20 protein-coding genes and 1 tRNA gene are annotated in these 24,957 nt (G+C 69.1%); 9 read left to right on the top strand and 12 right to left on the bottom strand.

All coding sequences use genetic code 11. The annotated features are described in order from the left end of the window. The first annotated feature begins 178 nt into the window (after positions 1 to 178). Together V5F61_RS13250 and V5F61_RS13245 are read left to right on the top strand one after the other, a co-directional pair. On the top strand, positions 179 to 532 hold the full coding sequence (locus V5F61_RS13250; RefSeq protein ID WP_393988468.1) for a hypothetical protein: 354 nt from the start codon (positions 179 to 181) through the stop codon (positions 530 to 532). Positions 533 to 534: 2 nt separating this feature from the next. After that, entirely contained in the window at positions 535 to 1,764 is a 1,230-nt protein-coding gene (locus V5F61_RS13245; protein WP_394104045.1) for a S1C family serine protease, read from the top strand. Positions 1,765 to 2,030: 266 nt separating this feature from the next. Here the strand turns inward: V5F61_RS13245 and oxyR are convergent, their stop codons facing one another. The 7 genes from oxyR to V5F61_RS13210 all read right to left on the bottom strand — a co-directional run bounded on the left by oxyR (position 2,031) and on the right by V5F61_RS13210 (position 10,349). Next, positions 2,031 to 2,939 carry a DNA-binding transcriptional regulator OxyR gene (oxyR, locus tag V5F61_RS13240; protein ID WP_393988466.1) on the bottom strand — a complete coding sequence of 303 codons (909 nt, stop codon included), beginning with the start codon at positions 2,937 to 2,939 and terminating at the stop codon, positions 2,031 to 2,033. Positions 2,940 to 3,005: 66 nt separating this feature from the next. Further along, positions 3,006 to 4,589, bottom strand: a complete 1,584-nt coding sequence (ahpF, locus tag V5F61_RS13235) for an alkyl hydroperoxide reductase subunit F (RefSeq protein WP_393988465.1) — start codon at positions 4,587 to 4,589, stop codon at positions 3,006 to 3,008. Between the two features lie 227 nt (positions 4,590 to 4,816). Beyond that, the gene (ahpC, locus tag V5F61_RS13230; protein WP_393988464.1) at positions 4,817 to 5,380 is read right to left on the bottom strand and encodes an alkyl hydroperoxide reductase subunit C; all 564 of its coding nucleotides are present in this window, start codon (positions 5,378 to 5,380) and stop codon (positions 4,817 to 4,819) included. A 284-nt stretch (positions 5,381 to 5,664) separates the two neighbouring features. Beyond that, positions 5,665 to 6,588 (bottom strand): DMT family transporter, encoded by a 924-nt coding sequence (locus tag V5F61_RS13225; RefSeq protein WP_393988463.1) that lies wholly within the window; start codon positions 6,586 to 6,588, stop codon positions 5,665 to 5,667. 241 nt (positions 6,589 to 6,829) lie between these two features. Next, entirely contained in the window at positions 6,830 to 8,200 is a 1,371-nt protein-coding gene (locus V5F61_RS13220; RefSeq protein ID WP_393988462.1) for a glutamate--cysteine ligase, read from the bottom strand. 204 nt (positions 8,201 to 8,404) lie between these two features. Then, positions 8,405 to 9,403, bottom strand: a complete 999-nt coding sequence (locus V5F61_RS13215; RefSeq protein ID WP_393988461.1) for an AI-2E family transporter — start codon at positions 9,401 to 9,403, stop codon at positions 8,405 to 8,407. Positions 9,404 to 9,548: 145 nt separating this feature from the next. Continuing rightward, positions 9,549 to 10,349 carry an SDR family NAD(P)-dependent oxidoreductase gene (locus V5F61_RS13210; protein ID WP_393988460.1) on the bottom strand — a complete coding sequence of 267 codons (801 nt, stop codon included), beginning with the start codon at positions 10,347 to 10,349 and terminating at the stop codon, positions 9,549 to 9,551. A 370-nt stretch (positions 10,350 to 10,719) separates the two neighbouring features. On the opposite strand from V5F61_RS13210, the gene gatB reads away from it, so the two are divergent. Beyond that, positions 10,720 to 12,198: an Asp-tRNA(Asn)/Glu-tRNA(Gln) amidotransferase subunit GatB gene (gene gatB, locus V5F61_RS13205; RefSeq protein ID WP_393988459.1), complete on the top strand. Its 1,479-nt coding sequence runs from the start codon at positions 10,720 to 10,722 to the stop codon at positions 12,196 to 12,198. Positions 12,199 to 12,355: 157 nt separating this feature from the next. On the opposite strand, the gene lipB is transcribed toward gatB, so the two are convergent. Continuing rightward, positions 12,356 to 13,081, bottom strand: a complete 726-nt coding sequence (gene lipB, locus V5F61_RS13200; RefSeq protein ID WP_393988458.1) for a lipoyl(octanoyl) transferase LipB — start codon at positions 13,079 to 13,081, stop codon at positions 12,356 to 12,358. A gap of 288 nt (positions 13,082 to 13,369) precedes the next feature. On the opposite strand from lipB, the gene V5F61_RS13195 reads away from it, so the two are divergent. Then, positions 13,370 to 13,454 (top strand) — tRNA-Leu (locus V5F61_RS13195). Positions 13,455 to 13,548: 94 nt separating this feature from the next. Here the strand turns inward: V5F61_RS13195 and V5F61_RS13190 are convergent. Next, the gene (locus V5F61_RS13190) at positions 13,549 to 14,355 is read right to left on the bottom strand and encodes a polysaccharide deacetylase family protein (RefSeq protein ID WP_393988457.1); all 807 of its coding nucleotides are present in this window, start codon (positions 14,353 to 14,355) and stop codon (positions 13,549 to 13,551) included. 245 nt (positions 14,356 to 14,600) lie between these two features. Between V5F61_RS13190 and mgtE the strand changes: the two genes are divergently transcribed. The 5 genes from mgtE to V5F61_RS13165 all read left to right on the top strand — a co-directional run bounded on the left by mgtE (position 14,601) and on the right by V5F61_RS13165 (position 21,324). After that, positions 14,601 to 16,016: a magnesium transporter gene (mgtE, locus tag V5F61_RS13185; protein WP_393988456.1), complete on the top strand. Its 1,416-nt coding sequence runs from the start codon at positions 14,601 to 14,603 to the stop codon at positions 16,014 to 16,016. 194 nt (positions 16,017 to 16,210) lie between these two features. Beyond that, complete coding sequence (locus V5F61_RS13180; RefSeq protein WP_394104044.1) at positions 16,211 to 18,370, top strand: putative bifunctional diguanylate cyclase/phosphodiesterase; 2,160 nt, start codon at positions 16,211 to 16,213, stop codon at positions 18,368 to 18,370. Positions 18,371 to 18,628: 258 nt separating this feature from the next. After that, positions 18,629 to 19,498, top strand: a complete 870-nt coding sequence (folD, locus tag V5F61_RS13175; RefSeq protein ID WP_393988626.1) for a bifunctional methylenetetrahydrofolate dehydrogenase/methenyltetrahydrofolate cyclohydrolase FolD — start codon at positions 18,629 to 18,631, stop codon at positions 19,496 to 19,498. Between the two features lie 73 nt (positions 19,499 to 19,571). Then, positions 19,572 to 19,952, top strand: a complete 381-nt coding sequence (locus tag V5F61_RS13170; RefSeq protein ID WP_393988454.1) for a 4a-hydroxytetrahydrobiopterin dehydratase — start codon at positions 19,572 to 19,574, stop codon at positions 19,950 to 19,952. A 298-nt stretch (positions 19,953 to 20,250) separates the two neighbouring features. Then, positions 20,251 to 21,324, top strand: coding sequence for an NAD(P)H-dependent flavin oxidoreductase (locus V5F61_RS13165; protein WP_393988453.1), 1,074 nt, complete (start codon positions 20,251 to 20,253; stop codon positions 21,322 to 21,324). A 933-nt stretch (positions 21,325 to 22,257) separates the two neighbouring features. On the opposite strand, the gene V5F61_RS13160 is transcribed toward V5F61_RS13165, so the two are convergent. From V5F61_RS13160 to V5F61_RS13150, 3 genes are read right to left on the bottom strand one after another with little or no spacing between them, the layout of a single operon-like run. Continuing rightward, positions 22,258 to 22,977, bottom strand: coding sequence for a (5-formylfuran-3-yl)methyl phosphate synthase (locus V5F61_RS13160; protein ID WP_393988452.1), 720 nt, complete (start codon positions 22,975 to 22,977; stop codon positions 22,258 to 22,260). Further along, positions 22,974 to 23,534: a DUF447 domain-containing protein gene (locus tag V5F61_RS13155; protein WP_393988451.1), complete on the bottom strand. Its 561-nt coding sequence runs from the start codon at positions 23,532 to 23,534 to the stop codon at positions 22,974 to 22,976. The genes V5F61_RS13160 and V5F61_RS13155 overlap by 4 nt, the downstream gene beginning before the upstream one ends. Then, positions 23,527 to 24,957, bottom strand: coding sequence for a DUF6513 domain-containing protein (locus V5F61_RS13150; RefSeq protein WP_393988450.1), 1,431 nt, complete (start codon positions 24,955 to 24,957; stop codon positions 23,527 to 23,529). The genes V5F61_RS13155 and V5F61_RS13150 overlap by 8 nt, the downstream gene beginning before the upstream one ends.

The following is a 24,957-nucleotide window of genomic DNA, read 5'->3' as shown; positions in this document are numbered from 1 at the left end:
TCGATCACGTTTTCGTGTATCGAACGAAAAAACGCCATAACTCGGTGTGCAGCCCCCACCAGAGATTGTGCGGCCCAAGCTCTTGAAAACAATTTTGGCGAGCATTAACGTTTGGTAATAGAGTTGCGGCGCCCGCGCTTGCGCGCGCCCGTGCGTTGACTTCCAGGGGGCTGGGGCCATGCAGATCGGAATTCTCGGCGGAGCGCCGTTCAAGGTTGTGGCGGTCATGGCGGCGGCGCTGCTGCTGGTGCCTGCTTCGGCCCATGCGGGTTCGGCGCGCACCGCGCTCGGCATTGTCGCCGGGGCCGTGGTGGGGGCGGCGGTGCTCGGCGCCATGGCCGGCGCCGGCCGCGCCCACGCCGCTCCGCGCCCGGTGAAGCCCAAGACGTCCTCCCGCAGCTCCGGGCAGAAGAACAGCAAGAAGATTGCGGGCGGCAAGTCGTCCGGCACGGCCTCCGCGCAGGCCAGCGCCGGTGACGATCCCTTCGCGAAGCCCTCGTCCGAGGCGGTTCCAGTGTCGTCCAAGCCATGACGATGGCCCGGCTGCCCCTGCGGGGGGTGATGGCGCGGCTCCTCGGCGCGCTGATGCTGCTCGCCGGCGCGGTGGGGGCGGGGCCGCAGGCGCGCGCCCAGAGCCTGCTCGCCATGGACGAGACGATCACCGAGGTGCGCGGCTGGGATATCGGCGTCAACACCAGGGCGGCCGGTTGCCTCGCCAAGGCGAAATACGAGGACCAGACCACCGTCTGGTTCGGCTTCGCGGACGGTGGCAAGTCCTTCTTTGGCCTGTCGAATCCCCGCTGGCGCTCGATCGAGGCCGGAAAGTCCTACAAGATCCAGATGCTGGCGCGCGGCGGTGGCCGCTGGCACGGCAACTTCACCGGCGCTGAGTCCGACGCCGGCAGGAGCCTGGTGGGCACCGACCTGAAGGACAGCTTCATGGTCGATCTGGCCCGCGCCGGCGGGCTCGACGTGCGCTATGAGGGTAAGAGCATCACGCGGCTCTCCCTCTCCGGCTCCATGGCGGCGCTGGAGGCGGTCATCGACTGCCAGAAGGACCTCATCGCCTACCTCAAGCGCGAGGGGAAGGAGCCCTCTCAGGCCCGCTCCACGCCCAAGGACGATTCGAAAGGCGAGGGCAGCAGCTCCGGCACCGGCTTCTTTGTGAGCGCCAGCGGCCACGTGCTCACCAATTTCCACGTCATCGACGGCTGCAAGATGGTGGAGATCACCCGGCAGGGCGCGGTGAGCGAGCCGGTGCAGGTGATCGCCCGCGACTCCACCAACGACCTCGCCCTGCTGAAGGCCGTGAACGGGCCCGCCGGCCCGGTGCCGACCCTCGCGCCGCGCACCCGCATCGGCGACAGCATCTATGTCTACGGCTTCCCGCTCGCCGGTATTCTCGCCAGTTCCGGCAACTTCACCGTGGGCAACGTGACCGCCACTTCCGGCCTCAATGACGACAGCCGCATGCTGCAGATTTCCGCGCCGGTGCAGCCCGGCAACAGCGGCGGCCCGCTGATGGACCAGCACGGCAACATTGCCGGCGTGGTGGTGTCCAAGCTCAATGCCCTGCGCCTCGCTTCCGTAACCAAGGACCTGGCGCAGAACGTGAATTTTGCCATCAAGAGTTCGGTGGCCCAGACCTTTCTCGACGGCAACGCGGTGACCCCCGCCCTCGGCTCCGCCGATACCGCCGCGCTGGACCCGGCGACCATCGCGGAGCGGGCCAAGGTGTTCACGGTGTTCGTGGTCTGCCGCTGAGTGCGCCTGCCTCCAGGGCGTATTCCGCGCGCACCGGCTCAAAGACGTCACGCTAAACTATTGAGGCCGCGCATTTTCTTGAGGCGAGCCGGAACCCGCTTCGCTTGAAAACGATCTAAGGGCAGGGCGGCGCCGGGCTGCCCGTGGTTTCGTTCATGCCCAAGGCCCATGGCCCGTCCGGCCGGCCATGGGCCGCGCCCACGCGGTATTTGAGCTGAAGCAGGTTTGATGCCGGGCAGGGGGAGCGGAGCCATGGCCCGGCGCCCTCACGCCGCGCGTTTCAGAAGGCCTTCCGGCAGCTTGCGGCAGATATCCGCCACCTGCTTCAGCAGCGGGGCCATGGCGGAGGTCTTGCGCCACAGCAGGCCGATCCGCCGGCTGGGGTGGGAATCCACGAAATCGAGCAGGTGGATGTTCTCGGCCGGCTGCGACTGGCCCTTGACCGCAAGCATGGGCAGCAGTGTGATGCCCGCCCCCGCCACCACCATCTGGCGCAGGGTTTCCAGGCTGGTGGCGCGGAACTCGCTCTTCTCCCGCGCGCCGGAAAGCTGGCACACCTCCAGCGCCTGGTCGCGCAGGCAGTGGCCGTCCTCCAGCAGCATCAGATTGTGCTGGCCCAGCTCGTCCAGGTGCAGGGCGTGCCTCTTGGCCAGGGGATGGTCGCCGGGCACCGCCAGCAGGAACGGCTCCTCGAACAGGAATTCGTCGTGCAGGTGGTGGTCATGCACCGGCAGCGCCAGGAAGGCGGCATCGAGCGTTCCGGCATTCAGCCGCGCCAGCAGGTCGGCACTCTTCTCCTCGAACAGCAGCAGCTCCAGCTCGGGAAAGCGCGCGCGGATCATGGGTACGACGTGGGGCAGCAGGTAGGGCCCCAGGGTGGGGAACACGCCCAGCCGCAGGGTGCCGCCCTCGGCCGCGCGGCTGCGGCGGGCGGCCTCCTTCATCTGGTCCACTTCAGCCAGGATGCGCCGCGCCCGCTCCACCGCATCGCGGCCGGCGGGGGTCAGCATCACCCGGCGCGGCGCGCGCTCCACCAGCGGCACGCCCAGCTCCTCTTCCAGCTTGCGGATCTGCGTGGAAAGGGTCGGCTGGCTCACTAGGCACGCCTCCGCGGCGCGGCGGAAGTTCCGGTGGTCGGCCAGGGCGATAAGATATTGCAGCTCGCGAAGTGTCATCTCGTGTCACGAAGCGCCGCCCGTCCGGATGTGCCGGGCGGGCGGCTGGCCGATGGTTGTGCCGCCTCAGGCGGCCTTGCTCTCCGGCTCGCCGGGGGCGGAGGAGCGGATGAGGTAGTCGAAAGCGCCGAGCGATGCCTTCGCGCCCTCGCCCATGGCGATGACGATCTGCTTGTAGGGCACGGTGGTGCAGTCGCCCGCCGCGAACACGCCGGGCAGGGAGGTCTGGCCGCGCTCGTCCACCACGATCTCGCCGCGGGGGGAGAGCTCCAGCGTGCCCTTCAGCCATTCGGTGTTCGGCAACAGGCCGATCTGCACGAAGATGCCTTCCAGCTCCAGGGTCTGGATCTGGCCGGAGACGCGGTTCTCATAGGTGAGGCCGGTCACCTTCTGCCCGTCGCCGAGCACCTCGGTGGTGCGGGCGGAGAGCCTGACCTCCACGTTCGGCAGGCTGTTCAGCTTGCGCTGGAGCACCTCGTCGGCGCGCAGCTTGGAGTCGAACTCGATGAGCGTGACGTGGGCCACCACGCCCGCGAGGTCGATGGCCGCTTCCACGCCCGAATTGCCGCCGCCGATCACCGCCACGCGCTTGCCCTTGAAGAGGGGGCCGTCGCAATGGGGGCAGTAGGCCACGCCCTTGGAGCGGTACTTGTCCTCGCCGGGCACGCCCATCTGCCGCCAGCGGGCGCCGGTGGCGAGGATGACGCTGCGGGCCTTCAGCGCCGCGCCGTTGGCCAGCTCCACGGAGATGAACTCATCTCCCGGCACCAGCTTCTGGGCCTTCTGGAGGTTCATGATGTCCACCTCATACTCGCGCACGTGCTGCTCCAGCGCGGTGGCGAGCTTGGGCCCCTCCGTGTAGGGCACGGAGATGAAGTTCTCGATGGCCATGGTGTCCAGCACCTGGCCGCCGAAGCGCTCGGCCGCGACGCCGGTGCGGATGCCCTTGCGCGCCGCATAGATGGCCGCCGCCGCGCCGGCCGGGCCGCCGCCCACCACCAGCACCTCGAACGGCTCCAGGGCGGCAAGGCGCTTGGCCTCGCGCTCCACCGCGCCGGTGTCGAGCTTGGCGACGATCTCCTCGACGCCCATGCGGCCCTGGCCGAACACCTCGCCATTCAGGTAGACGGTGGGCACCGACATCACCTGCCGCTCGTCCACTTCCTTCTGGAAGAGGGCGCCGTCGATGGCGGCGTGCCTGATCCTGGGGTTCAGCACGGCCATGAGGTTCAGGGCCTGCACCACGTCCGGGCAGTTCTGGCAGGACTGGGAGAAATAGGTCTCGAAGCTGAAGTCGCCGTCGAGGCCCTTGATCTGGTCGATCACCGCCTGCTCCACCTTGGGCGGGTAGCCGCCGGTCTGCAGCAGCGCCAGGATGAGCGAGGTGAACTCGTGGCCCATGGGCAGGCCGGCGAACACGAGGTGAATGTCCTCGCCCGGGCTGCTGAGCGCGAAGGAGGGCACGCGCGCACCCTCCGCGCCGCGGCTCTCGGTGAGCGTGATCTTGTCGGAGAGCGGGACGATGTCGTTCAGCAGCTCCAGGGTTTCCCTGGACTTTGCGCCGTCGTCCACGAAAGCGGTGATCTCGATCGGCCGGACCACGCGCTCCAGATAGGTCTTGAGTTGAGCCTTCATCGTATCGTCGAGCATGGCAATCCTCCGAAAAACGTAAAAAGAGCATTCCGCGGCCGGGGCCGGCGGAAGCAGCCTTCCCCAGGGATGGGGGAGGCTGCCTTGCGTGCGATCAAAATCGCGGCGCGCCTCGAGCATTTTCAAGCGAAGTGGACACCAATTCGCGTGAAGAAAATGCCTGATATCAAGTGCTGGAGCGTTTCATTGCTTCCGGGAAACGATGAAACGCTTCTCCGACGGCGCGATCAGATCTTGCCGACGAGGTCCAGGGACGGAGCGAGGGTCTTCTCGCCTTCGTGCCACTTGGCCGGGCACACCTCACCGGGGTGGGCGGCGACATACTGGGCGGCCTTCACCTTGCGCAGCAGGTCGGTGGCGTCACGGCCGATGCCCTCGGCGGTGATCTCGACGGCCTGGATCACGCCGTTGGCGTCCACGATGAAGGTGCCGCGATCAGCGAGGCCCTGGCCGGGGCGGAGCACCTCGAAGTTGGTGGAGAGCTCGTGGGTGGGATCGCCGAGCATGGTGTACTTGATCTTGGCGATGGTGTCGGAGGTGTCGTGCCAGGCCTTGTGGGTGAAGTGGGTGTCGGTGGACACCGAGTAGATCTCCACGCCGAGCTTCTTGAACTCTTCGTAGTGGTCGGCCACGTCACCGAGCTCGGTGGGGCACACGAAGGTGAAGTCGGCCGGATAGAAGAAGAACACGGACCACTTGCCGGCCAGGTCAGCGTCGCTCACCTCGATGAACTTGCCATCCTTGAAAGCCTGGGCCTTGAAGGGCTTGATCTTGGTATTCACGAGAGACATGACATTTCCTTGGGTCAGGTTGCGGTGCAGAAGGGCCGAAAGCCTTCGCGACGCAACATATGGGGATGGGCCGGATAAACAAAATAGATAAATTCGTCATTTTCGATAGACTGCGCCTATCACTATGGCCCTAGAGCATTCATTTCCCAGCATTTTGGCGGGGTGTCGCAGGCCACTGCGGCGCCCTCGCAAATGCTCTCCCGCCGTGCGGCAGAACGGCGCAGATACCGGAGCCGGCTCCAGCCATGGCCTTCAGCCGGCTTGATAAATGGCGGAAGGGGGGCTCAGCGGGCCAGCGCTCGCCGGGGCAGCAGCACCAGCAGCGCGCCGGCAAGGATGAGCGCGATGCCCAGTGCCGCCACGAGGGTCCAGTGGAAGGCCTCGAACCAGGTGGAGAGGGCGAGCGCCACCAGCGGGAACAGCACCGTCGCATAGCCGGCGCGACTCGCGCCGATGCGCCGGATGAGCGCGAAATAGACCGCGAATCCCGAAAGGGTCTGCGCCGCCACCAGGTAGAGCAGGGAGCCCACATAGCGCGTGCTCCAGTCCACCGTGAAGGGTGCGCCGCGCACGAGGGCCAGCACCAGCATGATGGCGAAGCCGTAGAAGAAGCCCCAGGCGGTCATGGACACCAGCGGATAGCCGCGCCGGCCCGCGACGCCGGAAATGAGGCTGCCCACCGAGAAGCAGAAGGTGCCGGCGAGGGAGAGCGCCAGCCCCTCGCCCGCGCCCTGGATGCCCTCCCCCGACGCAAGGGAGGGGCCGAACACCATCGCGAGGCCGGCGACACCCACCAGAGCGCCCGCCACCACGCGCGGATGCAGCGGCTGGCGCAGCGCCGCCGCGCCGATGAGGGGGATCATCACCGCGGCCAGCGCGAACACCACCGACAGCAGGCCGGAGGGCAGGTGATAGCCGGCGTGATAGAAGGTGATGAAGTTCAGCGAGAACAGCGTGGCGCCCAGCAGCGCGAACACGAGGTGGTCCCGCCAGTGGAACAGCAGGCGCTCCCGCCGTGCCGCGAGCACCGCGAACATCACCAGCGTGGCGAGGAGGAAGCGCCAGACCAGCGAGACCTCCGGCGCCACCACGCCGAGCTGCATGCGCAGCGGCAGCCAGCCGCTGCCGAAGATGAGCACGGTGATGCCGTAGAGCAGGAAATCCCTGGGCCCCAGCGGGGCGGACCTGTGGGCATCGGCCGGCGGCATGGGCGTTTCCTGGACCTTCCGGACGACCGAAGGTGGCTGGAGTGTTTTCCGCTCGTACCGGTTCGCGGAAATCATACTAGGGTATTGATATTACGCATTTTCTTCACGCGAGCCGGGACCCGCTTCGCTTGAAAACGCTCCAAGGGCGTGTGCGGCGCTTGCGCTCAGCCGGTGGAAGTCTTGGCTGCCGGCACCCGGACACCATGCGTTTGCCGCATGGCTGGGCGGCGGCGGGTGCGGATCAGTAGGCGAGAGCCTTGAACGCCGGCTCCACCGAGCCGTTCCAGTCGCCGTGGAAATGGTCGAGCAGCGCCTGCGCCGGGGCGCGGCCGGAGAAGACGGTCTCCTCCAGCGGCGCGAGGAAGCGCGTCTCGTCCCGGCCCTGCCGGTCCAGGTTGCCGCGCCGGGCGAGGCCGGCGGCCGAAAGGGCGAGCGCCTGTCGCGCCACCTCCTTCAGCTTGCGGCCGTGGATCTCGGCATCGAGCGCGAGGCGGGGCACGTCGTCGCGCAGCTGCTGGCGCTCCTCGGCGGTCCAGTCCTTCACGAGGTCCCAGGCGGCATCGAGGCTCTGCCGGTCATAGAGCAGGCCCACCCAGAAGGCGGGCAGGGCGCACAGGGTCGCCCACGGGCCGGCATCGGCGCCGCGCATTTCCAGGAAACGCTTCAGCCGCACCTCGGGGAAGATGGTGGACAGGTGGTTGACCCAGTCGGAAAGGGTGGCGGCCTCGCCGGGCAAGGCGGGGTGGCGGCCCGCGAGCAGGTCGCGGAAGGAGCTGCCGGCGACATCGACGTAGCTGTCGCCGCGCTTCACGAAATACATGGGCACGTCGAGCGCGTAGTCCACGTAGCGCTCGAAGCCGAAGCCCTCCTCGAACGCGAACGGCAGCATGCCCGCGCGGGCATTGTCGGTGTCGCGCCAGATCTGCGAGCGGAAGGAGAGGAAGCCGTTGGGCCGCCCCTCGGTGAAGGGGGAATTGGCGAAGAGGGCGGTGGCCACCGGCTGCAGGGCGAGGCCCACCCGCATCTTCCGCACCATGTCGGCTTCGCTGGAGAAATCGAGGTTCACCTGCACCGTGCAGGTGCGGAACATCATGTCGAGGCCGAGCGTGCCGACCTTCGGCATGTAGTTGGCCATGATCTTGTAGCGGCCCTTGGGCATCACCGGGGTTTCGGATCGGCTCCACTTGGGGCTCATGCCGATGCCGAGGAAGCCGATGCCCAGGGGCTGCGCCACCTCGCGCACCTGGGCAAGGTGGGCGTTCAGCTCCGCGCAGGTCTCGTGGATGGTGGAGAGCGGCGCGCCGGAAAGCTCGAACTGGCCACCCGGCTCCAGCGAGATGGCGCCGCCGCCGGTCACGTCGGCGAGGCCGATGATGTGCTCGCCCTCCATGATCGGCTCCCAGCCGAGCAGCATCCGCATGCCCTCCAGCAACTTGCGAATGCCCTTCGGCCCTTCGTAGGGCACGGGCTCGTGGCGGGAGAGGGTGAAGGGGATCTTCTCGTGCTCGGTGCCGATGCGGAAGGCGCTTTCCGGCTTGTTGCCCCCCTCCATCCAGGCGACCAGCTCGTCGCGGGAGGTGATCGGGGTCGCGTCGAGCGTATCGCGGGCCATGCGGACTTCTCTTCAGCACATCGGGGAGCGCGCTTCGGGGGCGGCACTTTCGGGCGCGCGACCATACACGGCTGGCCGGTGGAGGCAAACGGAGGCAGCGCGACGCCTCAGTGCGGAGCGGCGTCACTCTGGCGCGGACGATGCTACCGGCGCCCGCACGCAACCGATACGGCGGCCTTATGCCCCCGGGGGGAAGTGCGGCAGTCAGGCGGGGTCCGGCGCGGCGGGCTCGCGCATGGCGGCGAACACCAGCACCGTCAGCGGGGTGGCCAGCAGCACGCCGAGCGGCCCGAACAGGCTGCCGAACAGTACCACCGCGAACAGCGTCACCGCCGGGGGCAGCGACACCATGCGCTGCTGCAGCACGGGGGTGATGAGGTTGCTCTCGGTCTGCTGCACGACCACGAACATGGCGAGGGTCCACAGCGCCGAATCGAGGCCCAGGGTCATGGCGATGAGCAGGGCGGGGATGGCCGACACCACCGGCCCCACCATGGGCACGAACTCCGCCAGCGAGGCGAACAGCGCCAGCGCCAGCGCCGAGGGAATGCCCAGCACCGTGAGGCCGATGAAGGTGAGCACCCCCACCACCACCATGGCGATCACCTGCGCCTTGAGGAACGAGCGCAGGTCGTCGGTGATGATGTTCATGCGCTCCTGGATGCGCGGCCGCTCGCGTTCCGACCAGAAGGCGAGGAACAGCTTGCGGTAGAGCTGAGGCTCCACCGCGAAATAAAGCCCGCCCACCACCACCAGGAACACCCCCACCAGCACCTGCACGAGGTTGGTGGTGAAGTTCTGCACTGCGGTGAGAATGACGGAGCCGGGCGGGGCTGCGGCCTCGGCCCGCTGCAGCAGCTCGGGCATCATCTCGCTCAGGTGGAAGCGGTCCTCAAAGACCTTCCATGCGGCCGGCAGGTCCTGGATCAGCTCGCTCACCTGGGTCTCGATGGTGGAGCCGAACTGGTAGCCGATGAGCCCGAGGCCGCCCATGACCAGCAGCGCCACCGGAAACACGGCATATTGCTCGCGGATGCGCGTGAGCCGGGCGAAGGGCGTGCTGAGGCTGTGGAGCCCCACCGCCACCAGGATGGCCGCGAACACCATCAGGAACACGCTCACCGCCTGCCAGGCGAAATAGAACCCCGCCACCACGAGGACGGCGATGGCGGACATGCGCGCCATCTTCCTGTCGGAAACCATCCGCCTCTCCCCCAGCCGCCCCGGACGACACTCTTTTGACCGCTGTCCTTCAGTACAGTGCTGCGCGCGCGAAGCCCATATGGACATTCCGCGGGGCAAACGGTTTCCCCGGCCTTCGCGCGCCCACGCCCGCGTGTGCGCAGCTTCAGGGCTCCCCGGCGTCCACTCGGGCGCGGAACAGGAGAGCGCGCACCGCCTCCCGCAGGGGGCGCGGCGCCAGCCGGCCCATGCGGATCAGCGCCACCAGCGGCCAGGGGAAATCCACCCGCGCGCGCCCGTGTGCGGCGGCGCGGGCGATGTGGCGCGCGGCCTTCTCCGCGCTCCATTCCAGGGGGCGCCAGCCCGCATAGCGGGCCGCCATTCCGGTGGCGATGTAGCCGGGGCAGGCGACGGTGAGGGTGATGCCGAAGCGCCGCAGCCAGGGGCGGGCCGCCTCGCCCCAGGCGAGCAGGCCGGCCTTGCTGGCGCCGTAGGTGGGCTGGTCGGGAAGGGGATCGAGCGCTGCGAGGGAGGAGACCAGGATGAGCGCGCCGCGCCGGCGCGCCTGCATGGCGGGCAGCAGCGGCACCACGCTCGCGAGTGCCCCGGAAAGGTTGGTCTCGATCTGCGCCAGCACCGCCTCCAGCGGCTCGGGCGCGCCATCCGCGCCGATGCTCGCTTCCACCCCCGCATTGGCCACCACCAGGTCCACCGGCTGCGCGGCATCCCGCGCGGCGAGGGCGGCGGCGAGGCCGGCGGTGTCGCGCACGTCGTGGGCGAGGATATCCGCGGTGGCGCCGCGGGCCGTGCAGTCGCGCGCGATCGCGGCAAGGCGGGTCGCGTCGCGCGCGACCAGCAGCAGGCGGACGCCCGGCGCCGCATAGTGCCGCGCGAAGGCGGCGCCGAGGCCGCCGGACGCGCCAGTCACGACCACATGGCGGGGCGCGGCCGCCGCGTGCTGCGTCATGGCGTCCCGTCTCCCGCCGCGCGCGCGGGCCGAGGGCATCCGGGCCTCGCGCCACGGCGGGCCGGTTTAAGGCAGGGGTAGTTCGGCGCGCGGGGCGTGGGGGCGCAGGCGGGCATCTCGGGGCTTCGCTCGGCTCTCTGCGATCCGGAAGGAGGAGCCACGGTCGCGGCTCTTCGGCTCTCTAGCACGGAACCGGCTGCCGGGCATCGCGCGCGCTGGCGGAAGGCGCGGCCCGCAGCGGCCTTTCCACCCCTCCGGAGGGGCGCCCGGAGGGGGGCTGGGCCGTCGCGATGGTTGCCACGACGCGCCCTCGCGGAGTAGGTGAACACAAGACGAATGCGGCACTGCCGCCATATGGACTAGGACGACGATGACGGTTCACACGCGCCCCGCCGACGCCAAGAAGCTCATTCCCGGCGCCACCGGCGACTGGGAGGTGGTGATCGGCATGGAGGTACATGCCCAGGTCGCTTCCAACGCCAAGCTTTTCTCCGGCGCCTCCACCGCCTTCGGTGGCGAGCCCAATGACCACGTCTCGCTGGTGGACGCGGCCATGCCGGGCATGCTGCCGGTCATCAACAAGGAGTGCGTGGCCCAGGCCGTGCGCACCGGCCTCGGCCTGAAGGCGCAGATCAACCTGCACTCAGTGTTCGACCGGAAGAACTATTTCTACCCCGACCTGCCGCAGGGCTACCAGATCAGCCAGTTCAAGTACCCCATCGTCGGCGAGGGCGTGGTGATCGTGGACCTGCCGGATGGCGAGAGCATCACGGTGGGCATCGAGCGCCTGCACCTGGAGCAGGACGCCGGCAAGTCCATCCATGACCTCTCCCCCACTCAGTCGTTCGTGGACCTCAACCGTTCCGGCGTGGCGCTGATGGAGATCGTCTCCCGGCCCGACCTGCGCTCGTCCGAAGAGGCGAAGGCCTATGTGACCAAGCTGCGCACCATCCTGCGCTATCTCGGCACCTGCGACGGCGACATGGAGAAGGGCAACCTGCGCGCGGACGTGAATGTCTCCGTCCGGCGGCCGGGCGAGGGGCTGGGCACCCGCTGCGAGATCAAGAACGTCAATTCCATCCGCTTCATCGGCCAGGCCATCGAGGTGGAGGCCCGCCGGCAGATCGAGATCCTGGAGGACGGCGGCAAGATCGACCAGGAGACGCGCCTGTTCGACCCCAACAAGGGTGAGACGCGCTCCATGCGCTCCAAGGAAGAGGCGCACGACTACCGCTACTTCCCCGATCCGGACCTGCTGCCGCTGGACATCAAGCCCGAGCTGGTCGAGGACCTGAAGGGGCACCTGCCTGAGCTGCCGGACGAGAAGAAAGCCCGCTTCATCGCCGCATACGGCCTTTCGCCCTATGATGCCGGCGTGCTGGTGGCCGAGCGCGAGACCGCGGACTATTTCGAGAAGGTCGCCAAGGGCCGCGACGGCAAGGCGGCGGCAAACTTCATCATCAACGAGCTGTTCGGCCGGCTGAACAAGGAGGGCAAGGACGTCACCACCTCGCCCGTCTCGCCGGAGCAGATCGGGGCGATCCTCGATCTCATCGCGGAGCAGACCATCTCCTCCAAGATCGCCAAGGACCTGTTCGAGATCATCTTCACCGAGGGCGGCGACCCCAAGGTGGTGGTCGAGCAGCGCGGCATGAAGCAGGTGACCGATACCGGCGCCATCGAGAAGGTGGTGGACGAGATCATCGCCAAGAACCCGGACAAGGTGGCCCAGGTTCAGGCCAAGCCCACCATGCTCGGCTGGTTCGTCGGCCAGGCCATGAAGGCCTCCGGCGGCAAGGCCAACCCGCAGGCGCTGAACGACATCCTGAAAGCGAAGCTCGGGATCTGATGCGAAAAGGCCCGTGAGCCAGGCTCACGGGCCTTTTTTCTAGCGCGCTACTGGAGCAAAAGCCGCTTGGCGTCGCTCTACGGCCGGCGTCTTTCCCGCGCGGGCCGGGCGGATCGCGTGTCCGCTCGGGCGGCGCTCGCTCCCCGGCAGGGGCCCGTCAGCCGATCGGCGGCGGGGCCGGCACGGTCGGCCCGAACACTTCCTCGAACGCCACGCGCAGCACCGCGTCCACTTCCGGCATGCTCACGGGAAGGCCGAGGTCGGCAAGGCTCGTCACCCCGTGCTCGCGCACGCCGCAGGGCACGATGCCGCCGAAGTGCGAGAGATCCGGCTCCACGTTCAGCGAAATGCCATGGAAGGTCACCCAGCGGCGCACGCGGATGCCGATGGCGGCGATCTTGTCCTCGTCCCCATGGCGGCGCACCCACACGCCCACCCGGTCCTCCCGCCGTTCGCCGGTGACGTTGAAGGCGGAGAGCGTGCCGATGAGCCACGCTTCCAGCGCGCTCACGTAGCGCCGCACGTCGGGCGCGCGGCGGTGCAGGTCGAGCATCACATAGGCCACCCGCTGGCCGGGGCCGTGATAGGTGAACTGCCCGCCGCGCCCGGCGTCGAACACCGGGAAGCGGGCTTCCACCAGATCTTCCGGCCGGGCGCTGGTGCCGGCGGTGTAGAGGGGGGGGTGCTCCAGCAGCCACACCGCCTCGCCCGCCTCGCCGTCGGCGATGGCGGCCACCCGCGCCTCCATGGCGGCAAGCGAGGCATCGTAGGGCACGAGGCCCTCGCTGATCATCCATTGGACCGGAGGATTCGCGGCGTCCTTCGGCAGGAAGGTCGCATCGAGTGTGGCGCGTGGCACGGGCTGGGACATGCGGGAGGGCATAAACCATCCGGCCGCGGCGTCCAGGGGCATTCGCCGCGATTCCGCCTCCGTGCGGCTGATTCCGTGCTGAAGCAGCCCTGCCATCTGCCGGGCCGACTATGGCGTCCGTGGTGTATGCCCCACGCAGATGACGGTACTGCAAGGATTTGAGAAGCCGTCATCCACAGGCGGGGCGGAAGAATATGGGAAGCTCGATGAAGCTCTTGTGGCGCCCCAGGCGATCTGTTAGACGATGGCTCCCCGCCGGACACGGCCCTCTTCGAGAGCCCCGGTGGAGCCATCCTGACTGCGGTCGTGGCGGAATTGGTAGACGCGCTAGCTTGAGGTGCTAGTGGGGAGACCCGTGGAGGTTCGAGTCCTCTCGTCCGCACCAGGAATGGGCCATCCGGTTCTCCGGTGTGCGAAATAAAGGCGGCTTCGGCCGCCTTTATTCGTTTTTGCCCCGTGCAGGCAGGGGCCTTGGCCCTTCAGCGCGCCGCGTGCCGCTGGGCCGGCACGATGTGCACCACCTTGTAGCCGCGCTCCTTCAGGGCCTTGAGGAAGGCCGGGATCATCGCCGCCGTCTGCTCCTTGGTGTCGTGAAACAGCACGATGCCGCCGCCGGCCGCATCCAGCCGCTTCAGCACCAGCTCCAGCTCCGTCTCCGGCGTCATCTTGTTCCAGTCGCTCGCCCAGAAGTCGGCGCCGAACACGGCGATGCCGGATGTGTCCAGATAGTCCAGCAACTCAGGCGTCGAGGCGAAGCCAGGGAAGCGGAAGAAGGGCACGCGGGGCTCGCTTCCACTCGCCCCATAGGCGGCGGCCTCGTCGGCGGCCATGCCCCTGCGGATCTCGGCCACGGCGGCGTCGAACGGCAGCTTGGCGAGGGTCGCCGCCGGGTGGGTCATGGAATGGTGGGCGACCGTGTGGCCTTCCGCCAGCTCGCGGCGCACCAGGGCGGGGCGGGCCTTCGCATTGTCGCCGATGAGGAAGAAGGTGGCGCGCGCGCATTCGGCCTTCAGCGCGTCGAGGATGGCGGGGGTGGTTTTCGGCCACGGGCCGTCGTCGAAGGTGAGCACCACCTCGCGCGGGGCGAGCGGCAGGGTGCCGGGGAAGGACTTGGTGCCCACCCGCACGCCCCTGGGGTCCACCTCCAGCACCCGCGCGGTGCCCAAAGCCTCGGGCCCGCAGCCCTCGGCGGCGGCGGCGCGCGCGCCCGCCGCAAGCGCAAGCGCGAGGAGGGCGGCGCCGACGATGCCCTGGGTTACCGCGAGCGGCCGGTATTCATGGACCATGATTTCGCCTCTTCCCCCGCGATGCGCGCATGCGCAAGTGGCTTTAGGCGCCCGAGCGGGCGAAAAGAAGGTGTTGCAAACGCGTCGCGCTCGGCTTTTGTCGCAGGGCTTTCGCAATGGCGTCCGCGTTTGCGGCTTCCCTGAATCGTGACAGCACTCTAGAGGCAGGGCAGCGCCTCGGGCCGGCGGTTTATCCGCCTGCCGGCCGGTGCCCATCCTCAATTTCGACCGGACCGGGAGCAGCCATGCGCGAGGACACGATTCCCGCCGACGCCGAGCGCGCCGATCACCTGCCACCGGTGCGCGACGACGATGGCAACATCACCGAGGCCTTCCGCGATTCGGTCGTCGCCGCCGTCGGCGAGCGCGACGTGGAGCGGCTGCGGGCGCTCACCCGCTCCGTCCACGAGGCGGACATGGGCGACCTGCTGGAGGCGCTCGACGGCGAGGAGCGCCGCCGCCTCATCGAGCTTCTCGGCGACGATTTCGACTTCACCGCCCTCACCGAGCTCGACGAGACGGTGCGCGTGCAGATCCTGCACGGCCTTTCCCCCCGCACGGTGGCGCGGGGCATGCGCGGCCTCGATTCGGACGACGCGGTCTACATCCTCGAGGACCTGTCCGAGGAGGACGTGGCGGCCATCCTCGAGCACATGCCGGCGCCGGAGCGCGTGGCGCTCCAGCGCTCCCTCGACTATCCCGAGGAAAGCGCCGGCCGGCGCATGCAGACCGAGTTCATCGCCGTGCCGCCCTTCTGGACCGTGGGCCGGACCATCGACTACATGCGCGAGACGGAGGGGCTGCCGGAGACCTTCTACGAAGTGTTCGTGGTGGACCCGGCCTATCGCCTCGTGGGCGCGGTGCCGCTGGATCGCCTGCTGCGCACCAAGCGGCAGGTGCTGATCACCGCCGTGAAGTCCGCCCACGCCCAGGTCGTCAACGCCTCCGAGGACCAGGAGGAGGTGGCGCGCACGTTCGAGCGGTACAATCTCGTCTCGGCTCCCGTGGTGGATGATGCCGGCCGGCTGGTCGGCGTCATGACCATCGACGACGTGGTGGACGTGATCCAGGAAGAGGCGGACGAGGACCTGCGCGCGCTTGCCGGCGTGGGCTCCGATGAGGAACTCTCCGACACTGTGGCCTACACTGCGCGCAGCCGCCTGCCGTGGCTGGTGGTGAACCTGGGCACGGCCTTCGTGTCCGCCTCGATCATCTCCCTGTTCGAGGGCACCATCGAGAAGATGGTGGCGCTGGCGGTGCTGATGCCCATCGTCGCCTCCATGGGCGGCAATGCCGGCACACAGACCATGACGGTGGCGGTGCGCGCTCTGGCCACCAAGGACCTTTCCAGCCACAACGCGCGCCGCATCGTCTCGCGCGAGCTGATGGTGGGGCTGTTCAACGGCGTGGCGCTGGCGTGCCTGCTGGGCGGCATCGCCGCCCTGTGGTTCGCCAATCTGCACCTGGGCTTCGTCATCTCGGCGGCGCTGGTGATGAACATGGCGGCGGCGGGCCTCTTCGGCATCCTCATTCCCATTGGAATTGCAAGGCTCAAGCTTGATCCCGCCGTGGCCTCCGGGGTCTTCGTCACCATGGTGACGGACTGCGTGGGCTTCTTCGCCTTTCTGGGGCTGGCCACATGGTGGTTCGCCGGGGCCTGACGAATTTGCGGTGCCGACTTCCGGATCACTTGCGCTCCCCGCAGAACTGACGAAGATATCCTCTCGGGCATGTCGCTGCGGCCGGGGGGCGTTCGGCGGGGTGCACCGGGTCGAGGGGGAGATTCACCATTCCGCCGCGCAGGGATGCCATCGCGCATCGATCACTTGTCTTTGGGGCGGTGACACTTTTTTTGTTGTTCGTCGCTTCGGCGGTGGCGCTCGGCTATGCGGTGCTGCGCCACGACAGCATCGTGGCCGCGCGCGAGAGCGAGGCGGTGAACGCCTCCATCCACGCCCATGCGGGCGCGATGAAGGACGCCATCGCGGCGGCGATGGCGGAGCGGGAGCTGCTGTCCCATATCGCGCGGGGCGACTTCGAGAACCTGCACAAGAGGCTCGGGCAGCATCTCTATGAGGCTGCGGGACTCGAATATCTTTATGTCACCGATGCCGAGGGCAACACCGTCTACGCCTCGGAGAACGGGCGGGCGGGGCTGGGCCCCGCGGGACGGGCGCTGGCCCCCGCGATCCGGCGCCTCATGGATGAGCTGCACGAGGGCGGAGCGGGCCGTGAAAAGGATGGCCTCTCCGTCGGCGACGGCGAAGGGGTGATTCTCAGCGCCTACGTCTTCCGCACGCAGAACGAAGGTGTTTCCTATCCGCAGCCCTTGGTAGTGGTGGGCGCTGATGTGATGGACGGCCAGCTCCTTACCACCATCGCGCGCTCGGCCGCCCTGGAAGGCGGCGCCATCACGCTGTCCGACCGGCCCATGGGGCCGGGCAAGAGCGAGCTGCAGCTCGGCAACCTGTTCGACGGCTCCCAGGTGCGCCTCGCCTGGCGCAGCGCCCAGCCGGCGTCCGCTCTGCTGCTGGCGGCCATGCCGCTGGTGCTGGTGCTGGTGGTGGCGCTTGCGCTCTGCCTGATCTTCTTCATCATGATGCTGCGGGCGCGGCGGCTGGCGGCGGCGCTGCAGGAGAGCGAGGCGCGGGCGCACGAGCTGGTGAACCAGGACCAGCTCACCGGCCTGCTCAGCCGCAGCCATTTCTCGACCGTGCTGGACGCGGCGCTGCACCCGCCCGCAGGTTCCGCCCAGCTCGCGGTGGTTTTCGTGGACCTCGACGACTTCAAGGCGGTCAACGACACGCACGGACATGCGGTGGGCGATCACCTGCTCCAGGTGGTGGGGCGGCGCATGCGCGGCTGCCTCGGCGAGCGGGGCGCGGTGGCGCGGGTGGGTGGCGACGAGTTCGTGCTGTTCGCGCGATACGAGACCGAGACCGAGTTCGGCAGCCTGGTGGCGAGCCTTTATGGCGTGCTCAGCATTCCCGTGCAGGTGGAGGCGCTGGAAATGCGGGTGAGCGCCTCCATGGGCGCGGCGCGTGCCCCGAAGGACGCTGTTTCCTGCGACGAGCTGATGCGCCTTGCCGACATCGCCCTCTACCGCGCGAAGGCGGACGGCGGCGGCCTGTTCCGCGATTTCGAGCCCGCCTTCGAGCAGGAGCAGCTGCGGCTGCGCACCACCGAGCAGGAGCTGGTGCGGGCGCTGGAGCGGGCCGAGCTGACCGTGCTCTACCAGCCGCAGGTGGACGTGGAGACCGAGCGGGTGGTGGGCTTCGAGGCGCTGGTGCGCTGGGACCACCCGACCCGCGGGCGCCTGCTGCCCGGTGCGTTCGTGCCCATCGCCGAGCGCTCGCGGCTCATCACCCGCATCGACGCCTATGTGCTGCGCCGGGCCTGCGCGGACGCGCGCATCCTTCCGGGCGTCACCATCTCGGTGAACCTGTCGCCCGTGAACCTGCGCACCGCCGGCATCGCCGACGACATCCAGGCCACCCTGCGCGAGACCGGGCTTGATCCGAACCGGCTGGAGCTGGAGATCACCGAGAGCGCCATCATCGACCCCGGCGCCGGCGCGGCCAATGCGCTGCGCCGGCTGAGGGAGCAGGGCATCCGGCTCGCGCTCGACGATTTCGGCACCGGCCACGCCTCGCTGGTGCATGTGAGGCGCTATCCCATCACCAAGATCAAGGTGGACCGCTCCTTCATCATGAACCTCGGGGTACAGAAGGATGCCGCCTCGATCGTGGAATATGTGGTGCGGCTCGGCCGATCGCTGGGGGTGACGGTGACCGCCGAGGGCGTGGAAACCCGCGAGCAACTGCGCTTCCTGCGGGCGTTCGGAGCCCATCAGGCGCAGGGCTACCTGTTCGCCACCCCCCTGTCGCTGGACGCGGCCATGAAGCTGCTGGAGCACCAGCGCTCGGGGGCCGCCGCGGCGGCTTCCGACAAAATGCCGCCGCTGGTGCCGGGCATCGCGCTGGACCTGTCCGGAAGCCTCAATCCCATGAACTGAAGTGGGCTGCGGAAATTTCCTTTTAAGAAAAATATTTTCCGTCTAAGGTCGGCCAACCCGCTTCCTGGGCGGTCGCCGACGGTTTTGTCTTGCGTCAGCGCGGCGGCCGGCCAAGAACGCGGGCGAACCATGCGCATGGTCCGGCCCGCCGCGTTGTTTCGCGGCGGGCCGGAAATGCTCCTTCCATGAACCGGCGGGCGTGGGCGAAGCTCCGTCTGCCGTCCCTTCCGGCGCCCAATGACGGGATGTTCTTCCGTGATCGAAACCAAGCCCATTGATGGAAAAGCCTTCGCTGCCAACCTGCGCGCCCGCATCGCCGAGGAGGTGGCGGAGCTGGGCCGCGCGCGCGGCATCAAGCCCGGCCTCGCGGTGGTGCTGGTGGGCGAGGATCCGGCAAGCCAGGTCTATGTGCGCAACAAGGCGGCCCAGACCGCCGAGGCCGGCATGGCCTCCTTCGAACACAAGCTTCCGGCCGAGACCGCCGAGGCCGACCTGCTGGCCCTGGTGGCGAAGCTGAACGCCGACCCGGCGGTCAACGGCATCCTGGTGCAGCTTCCGCTGCCGGGCCACATCGATTCCACCAAGGTGCTCGCCGCCATCGACCCCGCCAAGGACGTGGACGGCTTCCACGTGGTGAACGCCGGCCGCCTCGCCGTGGGCCTCGACGCGCTGGTGCCCTGCACGCCGCTCGGCTGCGTGATGCTGCTGAAGCACCATTTGGGCAAGCTCGCCGGCCTCAAGGCGGTGGTGGTGGGGCGCTCCAACATCGTCGGCAAGCCGGCGGCCCAGCTCCTGCTGCAGGAGGACTGCACCGTCACCATCGCCCATTCGCGCACCCGTGACTTGCCGGGCGAATGCCGGCAGGCGGACATTCTCGTAGCGGCGGTGGGCCGCCCGGAAATGGTCCGCGGTGACTGGATCAAGCCCGGAGCCACGGTGATCGACGTGGGTATCAACCGCATTCCCAAGGAAGACGGCAAGACCCGGCTGGTGGGTGATGTCGCTTATGCGGAGGCGCAGGGCATCGCCGGGCTCATCACGCCGGTTCCCGGCGGCGTGGGCCCGATGACCATCGCCTGCCTGCTCCAGAACACGCTCACCGCCACGCGCCGCCAGAACGGCCTGTGACGCTGAAGGCCCGTGAGTTCTCCCACGGGCCTTCCGGCCAACCCCGCGCGAGGCGCCTGAAGGGAGGTTCGTCATGAGCATCGACCGCAAGAAGACGTTCACGCCGCTTGAGATCGAGGAGCGGCTCAAGGCGGACCTGCCCCACTGGCGCTATGAGGACGGGTGGATCCGCCGCACCTACCGCACCAACAGCTGGAAGGGCACGCTGATGCTCATCAACGCTGTGGGCCACCTCGCGGAGGCGGCATGGCACCACCCGGACATCACCGCCTCCTATGCCTGGGTGGAGGTGCGGCTGATGTCCCACGACGCCAAGGGCATCACGGTGCGCGACTTCGCCCTCGCCCAGAAGATCGAGGAGGTGGTGCTGTGGCGCCCCGGCGCCGCCGAGGACGCGCCGCTGGAAGGCACGCCCGCCCACGACCTGCGCTTCGCTTACATCAAGTACGATTAGGGCGGCTTCGGGCGAACCGGACGCCGGGGCGTGTGAAGAACGCGCGCCAACTCAAAGATCTGGCGTATTTCCCGCGCGCATCGGCGCGTGGCGATCGCTCCTGGTTTTCAGGGCCGGGCGTGCTCTTCATGCACGGGTAGCTCCGTTGCGGGACAATCCTGGCCGCCACCCGCCGGGAACGGCATCCGCCGTCTCCTGCGGCCGTGTCGGGCTCCTCGGGCCGGAGGACGGGCGGGAAGGCTGGACCGGTGTGCGCGGCGGGCCGTAAGAAGGCGGCACGACGCTCGGGAGACTCCCCATGACCTCGCTGCTCCACCGCCTCGGCCTGACGATCCCGCTCATCCAGGCCCCCATGGCCGGCACCTCCACGCCGGCGCTTGCGGCAGCGGTGTCGGCGGCCGGCGGGCTCGGCTCCATCGCCCTCGGCGCGGTCGATGCGGCGGCGGGCCGGCAGATGATCGCCGCCACCCGCGCGCTGACGGACCAGCCCTTCAACGTCAACGTGTTCTGCCACGCCCCGGCGGTGCGCGACGCGGGCCGCGAGGCGGGCTGGCTGAAGGCCCTGGCGCCCGCCTTCGCCCGCTTCGGCGCCACCGCGCCCGTGGCGCTCGACGAGATCTACCGCAGCTTCCTGGCCGACCCCGCCATGGAAGAGATGCTGCTCGATGCGCGCCCGGCGGTGGTGAGCTTCCATTTCGGCTTGCCTTCCGCGGAAGTGACAGGCCGCCTGAAGGCGGCGGGCGTCGTGCTCCTCGCCACCGCCACCAGCCTTGCGGAGGCGCGGCTGGCGGAACGGGCGGGAATCGACGCCGTGGTGGCCCAGGGCTACGAGGCGGGCGGCCATCGCGGCCAGTTCGACCCTGCCATGCCGGATGACCGGCTTTCCACCCTCGCCCTGGTGCAGGTGCTGGCGCGGGAGACCTCGCTTCCCGTCATCGCCGCCGGTGGCATCATGACCGGTGGCGGCATCGCCGCCGCGCTGGCCTGCGGCGCCACCGCCGCGCAGCTCGGCACCGCCTTCATCGCCTGCCCGGAGAGCGCGGCCGACGCCGGCCACCGGGCCGCCCTGTTCAGCGATGCCGCTCACCACACGGTGATGACGGATGCCATCTCCGGCCGTCCGGCGCGCTGCCTCGCCAACGGCTTCACCGCGTTGGCCGCCGGGCTCGACACGCCGCGCGCCGCCTATCCCGTGGCCTACGATGCCGGCAAAGCGCTCAACACCGCGGCCAAGGCGGCGGGGGATGTCACCTTCGGCGCCCAATGGGCGGGGCAGGGCGCGCCGCTCGCCCGCGCCCTGCCCGCGGGCGAGCTGTGCGACCTGCTCATGCGCGAATACGCCTCCATCCGCGCCGCCCTGGCCGTGCGCTGAGCGTCTCGGCGCTGGCGTCGGGCGGGATTCGGGCTGTGCCCGCGCGGCTGAAATGCGGGGTACGCGCCGCGTGAGGTATGGCCCGGCCGGCCGCCCCACCTGCACGGCCCCGACTGGTGCGCGCCCACCGGCAACGAGGCCGCTTCCCGCGCGCCGATGATGTCCATCCGAAGGGCCCGCTCTCGCCGCTTTGCGCTGTCGTCAGAGCATTTTTCAAGCTAAGCAGAGACCTGCCGCGTTGAGAAATTGCGTGATCTCAATGATCTAGAGTGATTTTCGCGAGCCAATGCGAGCAGAAATCACTCTAACGGCGGCACGGTTTCAGTCCGCGCTCTCAGGCGGCGTTTCCGTAATCCGATTGCGGAGCGCGCGCCATGCGTCCACGGTGGATGAGCCGCGCTCCGGCGCCCAGTATGTTTCAGAAGCGGAGATCGACGGGCCGGAGAGCGCCCGGCTGTGGCCGGTGTCCTGCGTTGCCCGTTTTGTCCGCACCTTCAAAAGGTGGGCTGCGCCTCTGATCGCAGGGTGTGACAGCGCTCATGACCTCCGTGCCGAGGGCACCGCGCCCAGCATCCAGCGCCCCGGAGGCTGAGGGCGTTCGGTCGGAGTGTGGCCGGCTGTGGCCGCTGTCCTGCGTCGCCCGTTTCGTCCGCGCCTTGAAGGTGGTCTGTGCCGGCGATCAGAGGGTGTAACTGCGGCCACGGCCTCCGGGCCAGCTCCGCGCCCAGTGCCCGGCGCCCCGGAGGCTGAGGGCGTTCGGTCGGAGTGTGGCAGGCTGTGGCCCGTGTCCTGTTTCGCTGGCTTCGTCCGCAGCTTCATACTGCGTCCTGTGCCCCCAATTGCAGGGCGCGCGATTGCGGCCATGGGCTTCGAAGCGGGGGCAACCGGGTGCGCCCGTCGGTACATCGTGCGCCGCCGGCGTCGCTCATGTCCTCAGGCGGCGATGCCGCGGCTTGCGCGCAAAGCGTGCGCTACGGCGGCCATGCGCTCCGGATCGAGGGCGCTGGTGCGCCCGCCTGCGCACAGGGCGCCACGGAAGCCGAGGTAGTCGGGGCGGAGCGCGGCCAGGGGCGGCACGTCCTCCAGCTTGAGTGAGCCCGCGAGGCCGGTCATGAGCCCGCTCGCCCGCGCCAGATCGACGAAGCGGGCGAGCGCCGGCTCGCCCAAATGGCGCCGGAGGCCGCCGGCCGCCTTGTCCGCGGTGTCGAGCATCACGCCCGCGAAGCCCGCCGTCGCGAAGGCGGGAACGAGCCCGGTGTCGGGCCCCTGGTCCGCGAACAGCACGGCGATGAGGCGTGTTTCGCGCGCAAGCGGCGCGAGCGCTGCGAGGCAGGGCGCCAGCGCTGCCTCGGCCCCTGCGCGGGGCAGGGCGAAGCCGATCTTCACCAGCGGCACGCCCGCCGCCGCGGTGCGCGCTGCGGCCGCCGCGAGCGCTGCGGGGTCGAGCGGCTGGTCGCCCACTGTGGCGCTCAGGCGCGCGCGGGAGCCTGAGGCCCGCCAGCGCGCCACCGCCGCCTTCAGCCGCTCCTCGGGCCAGGCGCCGAGCGCGCCCTCGGCCGGGTTCTTGAGGTCCACGATGTCCACGCCGAAGGCAAGCGCCTGCTCCATCTCGGCGAGATCGGCCACGGAGGCGAGAAAGCCGGGGGTGCTCATGAGGCCACCTTGTTGCGGTGAGCGGCCACCGCTTCCATCAGCCAGCTCCACGCCTCGCGCTCGGCGGGGCCGGCGGTCTTCTCGACGGCGATGGCAAGGTGCGCCATCTCAAGCTCCACCTGATCGAGGGGCAGCATGTGGAGGCGCGAGACCAGAACCGCGCCTTCGACGCAGGCGGCCACCGCGCGGTTGAGGCCGCGAAACAGGCCGTGGCTCTCCTCCCGCACCACGCGGCAGAAGAAGCGGGGACGCTGGGCATCGTCCTCCACCCGCTCCACCGAGAATTCCGCATGTGCGAGGGTCTCGGCGAGGCGCACGCTCGCGCCGGCGGGCACGGTCGGCCAGTCGCGGTGCCGGCCGGTGACGCAGCCGGCGAAGACGCGGGCGTCGTCCGTGAAGTTGAGCACGCCGGCGCGGGTGGCCATGAGGTTGTCGAGGGTGCGCGAGGGGCGGAAGGGCATCAGCAGATAGCCGCCTTCCACCACGCTCGCGCCCATGGGCGCCACATGCGGCTCGCCCGCCGGCGAGGCCGTGGTGACGATGGTCTCCCTAATCACGTCCTTCGCCTTTCTGATCGGCATTCTTCTTGGCGGAGAGGGTCGATCCCGCATCCTTGAAAGTCAATTTGTGGGCCTCGTCCACCTGCCCACCGGTCTGGCCGGCCACGCCCCAGCGCAAGGGCTCGTCCTGGGCGTAGCGCTTGCCGAGCTGGTAGGCGATTTCCGCCCGCGCGGTCTCGACGCCCAGGTAGAAAGCGTGGGCGCCGTCGTGCTCCACCTTGAGGTGGGGAAAGAGGGCGAACGGCTCCTCGGCCACATGGTGGCCCTCGCGGTTGTAAGCGTGAATGCCGTTCTGGGTCACCTCGATGCGGAAGGCGCGGTCGGTGACCTCCCCGGCGAGCTGCTCCACCTCCTGCGGGGTGGTGGTGAAGGGCTTGCGGTCGCGCAGCGCCATCAGCCCGCCGCCGAAGCCCTGGGGCAGGGAGCGCGCCTCGCGGGCGGCGAAGAACTCCCGCCGTGCCCGGTCGAACTCGCGCACGGCGGTGCGGCAATGAGGGCTCACCTGCACTGCCAGCACCGCATTGAGCCGCAGCTCGGAGATGACACCCATGAGGATGGCGTTGATGCCGGTGGTGTCGGCGTCCGTCAGCTCCGTGACATTGCCGATGCCCATGAGGATGGGGATCTCCGGCTTCAGCCGCCGCAGCTCCGCATAGCGCAGGAGGGAGGAGGTGAAGCCGAAGTGGATGGGATCGAGGATAGGATCGGCCAGGAAGGGCCGGCCCATGGCCTCGCAGGCCTCCACCGCGCGGATGAGGGAGGAAAGGTCTCCCTGCTTCGCCGGCACCAGCACCGGCACGGCGGCGCCTTCCCTCGCGATGTCGAGGTTGGTCTCGTTGAGGCTGAGCAGGAAGTCCGCCCCCGCGCGGGTGGCGCGGGCGAGCTCGGAGACATCGAACGAATCGACGCTCACCCGGAACCCGTCGGCCTTGAGCGCCGCAATGCTCTCCTCCAGGTGGGGGAAGGGCGCGTCCGGCAGGGCGCCGAGGTCGATCACGTCGGCGCCGTCCGCGCGGAGGCGGCGGGCGCGCTCCAGCAGGCCCTCCACCGAGAGGCGGGTGGCGTCCACGATCTCCGCGAACAGCAGCACCTCCTGGCGGGAGAGATCGGCCGCGCCCTTGTTGCGGCCGAAATAGTCCGGGATGTCCGCCGCCTCCTCCGGCCCGCGCGCGAAGGGGATGCCGAAATGCGCCGCCAGCCGGTCGAGATCGCCCCGGAAACGGCCGGGCATCACCACCCGGTCGATGCCTTCAGGCAGCTTCAGGCGCCGCTCCACGATCTCGGCGGTCATGAGCGCCGCGACCTTGACACCGATGTTGATGACCACCGGATGCAAAGCCTCGTCCGCGATCGCCTCGGCGATGCGGGCGATGCGCGGCTCTGCCAGGGAGCCAGTGATGAGCGCGACCCGCTCCGCCAT

This window comes from Xanthobacter sediminis (assembly GCF_043195015.1).
GTDB lineage: Bacteria > Pseudomonadota > Alphaproteobacteria > Rhizobiales > Xanthobacteraceae > Xanthobacter.
The sequence above is the reverse complement of the archived record's forward strand: the minus strand, read 5'-3'. Positions and strand labels throughout refer to the sequence as shown.

Coding starts and splice junctions, on each gene's coding strand:
- V5F61_RS13250 (WP_393988468.1), top strand. CDS start 179: ATGCAGATCGGAATTCTCGGCGGAGCGCCGTTCAAGGTTGTGGCGGTC.
- V5F61_RS13245 (WP_394104045.1), top strand. CDS start 535: ATGGCCCGGCTGCCCCTGCGGGGGGTGATGGCGCGGCTCCTCGGCGCG.
- oxyR (WP_393988466.1), bottom strand. CDS start 2,939: ATGACACTTCGCGAGCTGCAATATCTTATCGCCCTGGCCGACCACCGG.
- ahpF (WP_393988465.1), bottom strand. CDS start 4,589: ATGCTCGACGATACGATGAAGGCTCAACTCAAGACCTATCTGGAGCGC.
- ahpC (WP_393988464.1), bottom strand. CDS start 5,380: ATGTCTCTCGTGAATACCAAGATCAAGCCCTTCAAGGCCCAGGCTTTC.
- V5F61_RS13225 (WP_393988463.1), bottom strand. CDS start 6,588: ATGCCGCCGGCCGATGCCCACAGGTCCGCCCCGCTGGGGCCCAGGGAT.
- V5F61_RS13220 (WP_393988462.1), bottom strand. CDS start 8,200: ATGGCCCGCGATACGCTCGACGCGACCCCGATCACCTCCCGCGACGAG.
- V5F61_RS13215 (WP_393988461.1), bottom strand. CDS start 9,403: ATGGTTTCCGACAGGAAGATGGCGCGCATGTCCGCCATCGCCGTCCTC.
- V5F61_RS13210 (WP_393988460.1), bottom strand. CDS start 10,349: ATGACGCAGCACGCGGCGGCCGCGCCCCGCCATGTGGTCGTGACTGGC.
- gatB (WP_393988459.1), top strand. CDS start 10,720: ATGACGGTTCACACGCGCCCCGCCGACGCCAAGAAGCTCATTCCCGGC.
- lipB (WP_393988458.1), bottom strand. CDS start 13,081: ATGCCCTCCCGCATGTCCCAGCCCGTGCCACGCGCCACACTCGATGCG.
- V5F61_RS13190 (WP_393988457.1), bottom strand. CDS start 14,355: ATGGTCCATGAATACCGGCCGCTCGCGGTAACCCAGGGCATCGTCGGC.
- mgtE (WP_393988456.1), top strand. CDS start 14,601: ATGCGCGAGGACACGATTCCCGCCGACGCCGAGCGCGCCGATCACCTG.
- V5F61_RS13170 (WP_393988454.1), top strand. CDS start 19,572: ATGAGCATCGACCGCAAGAAGACGTTCACGCCGCTTGAGATCGAGGAG.
- V5F61_RS13165 (WP_393988453.1), top strand. CDS start 20,251: ATGACCTCGCTGCTCCACCGCCTCGGCCTGACGATCCCGCTCATCCAG.
- V5F61_RS13160 (WP_393988452.1), bottom strand. CDS start 22,977: ATGAGCACCCCCGGCTTTCTCGCCTCCGTGGCCGATCTCGCCGAGATG.
- V5F61_RS13150 (WP_393988450.1), bottom strand. CDS start 24,957: ATGGCGGAGCGGGTCGCGCTCATCACTGGCTCCCTGGCAGAGCCGCGC.